The sequence below is a fragment of the Microcystis sp. LSC13-02 genome, assembly GCA_002282935.1.
GTDB lineage: Bacteria > Cyanobacteriota > Cyanobacteriia > Cyanobacteriales > Microcystaceae > Microcystis.
Map to the genome: position 1 here is coordinate 1 of MTBT01000250.1, position 6,000 is coordinate 6,000.

The window sequence follows — 6,000 nt, forward strand, 5'->3', positions numbered from 1 at the left end:
GTAAACCAATCTTACACAGCCCAAAGTGCGCCGCAATAGCGACTCTTGTTCGGGTGTGGGGTAAAATCGAAACGAATAGGCTTTTTCCATGGGGAGCATTTTAGCATATATTTGGTAAATGCGCTAGTATTTAACGGTAAAGCCGTCGTGAAACGACGGGGTTTCAGACCCAAATTTTCGATGATTTCCACATTCTGAGCAATTTTTAACCTCTTCAGGGATAAGATAGTGCTTGTGTCACCTAAACATTGATCTATGAGCGGCTTTATTATAAAAATAATCTTGATATCGGCTTTGATTTCCCTGGGAATTAAATATCTTGCCCCTTTATTATCGATCGCTCCCAGTCCTCTTAACACTTTAATTCTGGTTTTTACTCCTTTTCTGCTCACGGTTTTTGCCCTCTGGAGACGGACAATAACTGATTAGGAATTTTTCTCCTTACTCATCATGACTTTTGGCAGCAGCCTCGGTTTAGTTCTGTTGGTCTTTTGTCTGTTGATTCTCTGGCAGATTCGACAGATTCTCTTATTATTATTGATGGCGATTCTTCTGGCTCAGATTTTAAATTTGGCTGTGACTTGGTGGCAGCGTCATCACCTCAAGCGTTCCTACGCCCTAATTATCACTCTTTTTGGCTTCTTTATTGGTATTATCGGTATGTTTGTGGGGATTATACCCGCTTTAGTCCAACAATTTCGCCAATTATTTAGTTTATTACCCCAAGCTATAGAAAGACTCTGGGGACAAGTCCATAGTCTTGAGGATTATCTCGATCCTAGTCTGGCCAGTGTCTTACCGGACTTTAAAACACTGCTCGCTCAATTACAACCCCTGATTAACCAAATTGCTGGCCGGGGTTTAAGCATTTTTTACGGTACTTTCGGTATTATCCTCAGCTTACTGCTAATTGTTGCCCTGGGCTTGATGATTCTCGCCGATCCTGCCGCTTACCACCGTTGTTTTCTGCGTTTATTTCCTGCTTTCTACCGTTCTAGGGTACGATCGATCCTAGAACAGTGCGATCGAGATTTAAAAGCTTGGCTGAAAGGGATTTTCTGTCATATGTTGATTATGACCTTGGGCAGTTGCCTGGGTCTATCCCTGATCGGCATTCCCCTCGCTTTTTCCCAATCTATTCTCGCAGGATTTCTCACCTTTATCCCCAACCTCGGGCCAGTTTTAAGCACGATTTTACCCTTTTCTATCGCCCTTCTGGAAGCTCCCTGGCAACCCTGGGCGGTTTTACTGCTCTACAGCAGTATTTATCTGTTAATTCAATATTTCGACCGTCATTCACCGCTGCCCATTTTAACAGTGCGGTCGCTCAAGCTCTTACCCGCTTTTACCCTGTTGGCCCAGTTGTTTTTCGCCTCGATTTTTGGCTTTTTAGGGCTATTTCTGGCGGTTCCCCTGGCGCTTATCGGTCGTATTTGGCTAAAGGAAGCCTTGATCGAGGATATTCTCAATCATTGGCAGACCGGGGATAAAAACTTTTAAACTGGGGATCTAGGATTCGAACCTAGGAAATGGCGGGACCAAAACCCGCTGCCTTACCGCTTGGCTAATCCCCATTGGACAGACCTTTTTAATACTAGCATTTATCTCCCCGGTTTTGTCAAGAAGTTTATAAAAATTTTTTACTTAGGGCTTGCTGAATAAATCTAAAAACTTTGTTGGATAAGGCTTTTAGACTTTTTTTCCCTCAAAAAGTGCCGGACCTGGGAGTGATCGGGGGTAAAATTCCGGGACTTTTTCCCTGAAAATTAGGTAACTGACTACCTCAAAATCGGTAAAACCCTACACCCTACACCCCACACCCCACACCCTGCCCCCACGAAAAACTTTTTGCCGCAAACCCTAAATACGTCTTAGCTTAGAGGGATTTAAGGAGAAAAATCTATGGATAATAGCGCACAAAACTGGTACATTGTCCAGGAAAATACCGGAATTTGTCAGATTATAGCCCTAGAAAACGGAAAAACCCCAGTCAATGGTCAATACTGGGGTCCTTTTGCCGAGCGGGGAGAAGCGATCGCCCGTCGGGTGGGTTTAATTCGAGCGGGCAAATGTCAACCTATTGTTTAGCGGTATTGGTGGGCGTTTTTTTGCCTTCAGTGATTTCTTTTTCCAAGATTTCAAAAGCCTTCTTGAATTGAGGATCCTGGAAGGTTCCCACCCGATCCCGTTCCTGTTGAAGATTTTTGCGATCTTCCTCGCTCAGTTCCGACTCCACATCCGGATGAATACCATCTTTATTGATGTCGCGTCCTTTGGGGGTGAGATACTTGGCAATCGTCACCGCTAATCCCGAACCGTCACTGAGACTGCGTACCGATTGCACTAATCCCTTACCAAAGGTTTTCGTACCGACAATAGCCGCCCGATCATGATCCTGTAAAGCCCCGGAGAGAATTTCACTAGCACTGGCGGAACCCCCATCGACGAGGACAACCAGCGGTTTATTAGTCAAAGCTTGATTGTTGGCCCGTTGACGTTCCGTCACCCCTTTGCGATCGACCGTAGAGACGATTAAACCATCAGGTATCCACATCCGAGCGATTTCGATGCTGGCGTAGAGTAAACCGCCGGGGTTAGAACGCAGATCGAGAATATAACCTTTCACATCTTCGGTTTCCAATTCGCGAATCGCTTGACTCATATCGCCACTAGCTTGGGCGCTAAATTGATTAAGACGGATATAACCGATTTTACCGATCGGGGTGTTTTCCGTGTGGGCGCGCACCGGGTGAATTTCAATTTTGGCCCGGGTAAGAGTCAATTCTTTCTTCTCCTCACCCCGTTGAATCGTGATCTTAACGCTTGTCCCCACTTTGCCGCGGATCATGCTCACCGCTTGCTCCAGTTCCATGCCTTCGGTAGATTTACCATCGATAGAAATAATCACATCTTTAGGCAGCACACCAGCTTTAGAAGCGGGAGTATCTTCAATGGGTGAAACCACGACTAACTGCTTGGTTTTCTCATCTTTGGTCAGTTGAATCCCTACCCCGGTCAATTCTCCTGATGTATCGATCTTCATATTGTTAAACTCTTTGGGATCCATAAAACGGGTATAGGGATCATTGAGAGTTTTCAACATCTCGCGGATAGCGGTGTATGCTTCCTCTTGATTTTTGTAGGAACGATTTAAATACTGATTGCGGATGGCGTTCCAGTCCGATTGATTAAAAGTGCCATCTAAATAAGTGCGGTTGATGATCTGCCAAACCTCATCAACGGTTTCCTTGGGACTTTCCTGAAAAAAAGCTTGACTTTGAGAGAGACGGAATCCCGCCCCCGTGACGGCGACGGTAGACAGGACCACTGCTGTAGCACCGAGAACAAGTCCGCGTTTGTTGATAACCATAGGTAATTTTCGGATAAATTAGGCTGTTCTTGCCAGAACGCTCTTTCTGGCTGACCGTCGAAATATCTTGGCAAAAAGGAGCGTTTAGGTTTCCTGGAGACAGACAAAAGAACGCCTGTAGACTACTACTGTTATAACATTGATTATCTACTTCTTTGTCAAACTGGTTATTTGAGTAGCGATCGAGTTGCCAGCAGCCCACCTCGCGACCTAAGATAACAGCAAAACTGTCCCGGATATTCCCTATGAGTGATCAAATCCTTTCTTCCCTCTCCCTGGAACAAAAACGACAAAACCTGCGCCACCAAAGGCGATCGAAGGTGTGGCAAGCCTTGGGTCGCTTTCTGGTGGTTAGTGGTTTAGCGACGGGATTAGCTTGGGGGATGACTTCGCCCTATTGGACAATTACCAAGGCCGGACAGGTGGAAATCGAAGGCACGGAATTAATGTCGCCCGAGTCGATTCGTGCTTGGCTAAAATTAAGCTATCCTCTGTCTCTCTGGGAATTACCTACCCATCAATTGCGAGAAAAATTAGCGGCTATTCCCGCTATTGCCGACGTTAAGATCGAGCGGCAATTATTACCCCCGAAAGTGATTGTTTCTATTCAAGAAAGAAAACCCGTTGCCCGTTGGCGTTCCCATCAACAGCAAGGCTTTTTAGATGCCTCGGGAACGATAATTCCTAAAAACTATTATGGTCGAACTCTGCCCAAAACCCAATTACCTAGCTTAGAAGTGCTTGGTTACGACCGACAATATCAACAACAGTGGCAAAAAATTTATCCCTTAGTTGATAACTTATCGATTAAAGTTACCGCCATCGATTGGCGCAACCCTAGTAATCTTGTACTAAAAACTGAACTGGGACAGGTCTATTTAGGTTTTTATAAAGATAGATTGCCCGAAAAATTAACCGCTCTCGTACAATCGCGGCAATTGTCATCCAAGATACCTCTAGCGCGAATTCTCTACATTGACCTGAGCAATCCCGATGCTCCCACTGTACAATTAAAACCGCAGCCAGCCCCTATCGTTGCCAAAGTAACGGCAACTGGTAGGGATTAACTGGAATTGATCAGCAAATAACCGCAATTATTCCCTTTATGTATTGCCAAAAACCCCAAATTATGATTTTCTGAACCAGAAACTGATAATGTAGATACTGGAACACACATAATATTAGTGATAGTGTTAACATTGCATCTCTAATTCATCAAATCAATAACAGAATCTTGTACTAAGAGTGTTCCAATTCCAATGACATCGATTAATGAAATCGTTCCCACCTATCCCAATCTGAACAGTAACGATTATGCCAGTTCAGCTATGAGCGAAGATAATCATTACTCTCAGAATAATGCTGGAGTATTATTTACTCGCCCCCATGAATCACAGATGACACCCCGAGAAGAAAGTCGTAGTAATCGCATCGTGCCAAGCAATGTCGCCAAGATCAAGGTGATCGGGGTCGGCGGTGGGGGCTGTAACGCCGTTAACCGCATGATCGCCAGTGGCGTGACCGGAATCGAATTTTGGGCAATTAACACCGATGCCCAAGCCCTGGCCCATTCCTCCGCCCCCCAGAGGTTACAAATCGGGACAAAATTAACCCGCGGCCTAGGGGCGGGCGGTAATCCGGCGATCGGACAGAAAGCGGCGGAAGAATCTCGGGATGAAATCGCCCAAGCATTGGAAGGAACCGATCTAGTCTTTATTACCGCCGGGATGGGCGGCGGCACGGGAACGGGGGCCGCTCCAATTGTGGCCGAAATTGCCAAGGAAATCGGCTGTTTGACCGTGGGAGTTGTGACTCGTCCCTTTACCTTCGAGGGTCGTCGTCGCACTAATCAGGCCGATGAAGGAGTGGGTGGTTTACAAAGTCGGGTCGATACCCTGATTATTATCCCCAATAACCAGTTATTACAGGTAATACCCGCCGACACTCCCCTACAGGAGGCTTTTCGCGTCGCTGATGATGTGCTGCGGCAAGGGGTACAGGGGATTTCGGATATTATCACTATCCCCGGTCTGGTGAATGTGGATTTCGCCGATGTGCGGGCAGTGATGGCCGATGCGGGTTCGGCCCTAATGGGCATCGGCATCGGTTCCGGAAAATCTCGGGCTAAGGAAGGAGCGATCGCTGCTATTTCCTCGCCGTTACTGGAATCCTCGATCGAAGGGGCGAAAGGTGTGGTCTTTAACATCACTGGTGGTCAAGATCTAACCCTACACGAAGTCAATGCCGCCGCCGAAATTATCTATGAAGTGGTGGATCCCAACGCTAATATCATCTTTGGGGCAGTCATTGACGAGAAAATGCAGGGAGAAGTCAGAATTACCGTCATTGCCACCGGTTTTTCCGGCGATTCCCCCTCTCGTCCCACCGGTAGCAAGGTGGTGATCAATGCCCCCGCACCCAGTCCAGCACCCACTCCCGAACCACCAAAACTACCGGGATTAGATATACCCGAATTCTTGCAACAACGTCGTCGTCAGATTGATCGCTAACCTCCTGTCACTAACCCCGACCTAAAAGCGACGGGGCTTGCCTAGACCAATTTAGGCGACGCAAGTAGAGACTACCGCACCGAGACACAATCTGGCACAGACCTCCGAATACTTCCCTAG

Annotated in this window: 7 protein-coding genes and 1 tRNA gene; 5 read left to right on the forward strand and 3 right to left on the reverse strand. The window is 46.8% G+C overall.

Annotated elements, in window-relative coordinates:
* Positions 1-90, reverse strand: a 90-nt coding sequence (locus BGL89_RS15770) for a helix-turn-helix domain-containing protein (RefSeq protein ID WP_190718206.1), incomplete at its 3' end; no start/stop codon positions are given.
* 192 nt (positions 91-282) lie between these two features.
* Here BGL89_RS15770 and BGL89_RS15775 point away from each other — a divergent pair.
* Positions 283-429, forward strand: a complete 147-nt coding sequence (locus BGL89_RS15775; protein ID WP_216645643.1) for a hypothetical protein — start codon at positions 283-285, stop codon at positions 427-429.
* Positions 430-450: 21 nt separating this feature from the next.
* Positions 451-1,500, forward strand: a complete 1,050-nt coding sequence (locus BGL89_RS15780) for an AI-2E family transporter (protein WP_286826506.1) — start codon at positions 451-453, stop codon at positions 1,498-1,500.
* Between the two features lies 1 nt (position 1,501).
* On the opposite strand, the gene BGL89_RS15785 is transcribed toward BGL89_RS15780, so the two are convergent.
* A tRNA-Gln gene (locus tag BGL89_RS15785) sits at positions 1,502-1,574 on the reverse strand.
* Between the two features lie 328 nt (positions 1,575-1,902).
* Here BGL89_RS15785 and BGL89_RS15790 point away from each other — a divergent pair.
* The gene (locus BGL89_RS15790) at positions 1,903-2,088 is read left to right on the forward strand and encodes a hypothetical protein (protein ID WP_002736073.1); all 186 of its coding nucleotides are present in this window, start codon (positions 1,903-1,905) and stop codon (positions 2,086-2,088) included.
* On the opposite strand, the gene ctpC is transcribed toward BGL89_RS15790, so the two are convergent.
* Complete coding sequence (gene ctpC / locus BGL89_RS15795) at positions 2,078-3,370, reverse strand: carboxyl-terminal processing protease CtpC (RefSeq protein ID WP_286826507.1); 1,293 nt, start codon at positions 3,368-3,370, stop codon at positions 2,078-2,080. The two genes, BGL89_RS15790 and ctpC, sit on opposite strands and share 11 nt — an antisense overlap.
* 245 nt (positions 3,371-3,615) lie before the next feature.
* Here ctpC and BGL89_RS15800 point away from each other — a divergent pair, with 245 nt between their 5' ends.
* Entirely contained in the window at positions 3,616-4,437 is an 822-nt protein-coding gene (locus BGL89_RS15800; protein WP_286826508.1) for a cell division protein FtsQ/DivIB, read from the forward strand.
* A gap of 192 nt (positions 4,438-4,629) precedes the next feature.
* Complete coding sequence (ftsZ, locus tag BGL89_RS15805) at positions 4,630-5,880, forward strand: cell division protein FtsZ (RefSeq protein ID WP_286826509.1); 1,251 nt, start codon at positions 4,630-4,632, stop codon at positions 5,878-5,880.
* The last annotated feature ends 120 nt before the right edge of the window (positions 5,881-6,000 follow it).

Excerpts from the sequence above, each read along its gene's own strand:
- BGL89_RS15780 (WP_286826506.1), top strand. The coding sequence starts at position 451 with ATGACTTTTGGCAGCAGCCTCGGTTTAGTTCTGTTGGTCTTTTGTCTG.
- BGL89_RS15790 (WP_002736073.1), top strand. The coding sequence starts at position 1,903 with ATGGATAATAGCGCACAAAACTGGTACATTGTCCAGGAAAATACCGGA.
- ctpC (WP_286826507.1), bottom strand. The coding sequence starts at position 3,370 with ATGGTTATCAACAAACGCGGACTTGTTCTCGGTGCTACAGCAGTGGTC.
- BGL89_RS15800 (WP_286826508.1), top strand. The coding sequence starts at position 3,616 with ATGAGTGATCAAATCCTTTCTTCCCTCTCCCTGGAACAAAAACGACAA.
- ftsZ (WP_286826509.1), top strand. The coding sequence starts at position 4,630 with ATGACATCGATTAATGAAATCGTTCCCACCTATCCCAATCTGAACAGT.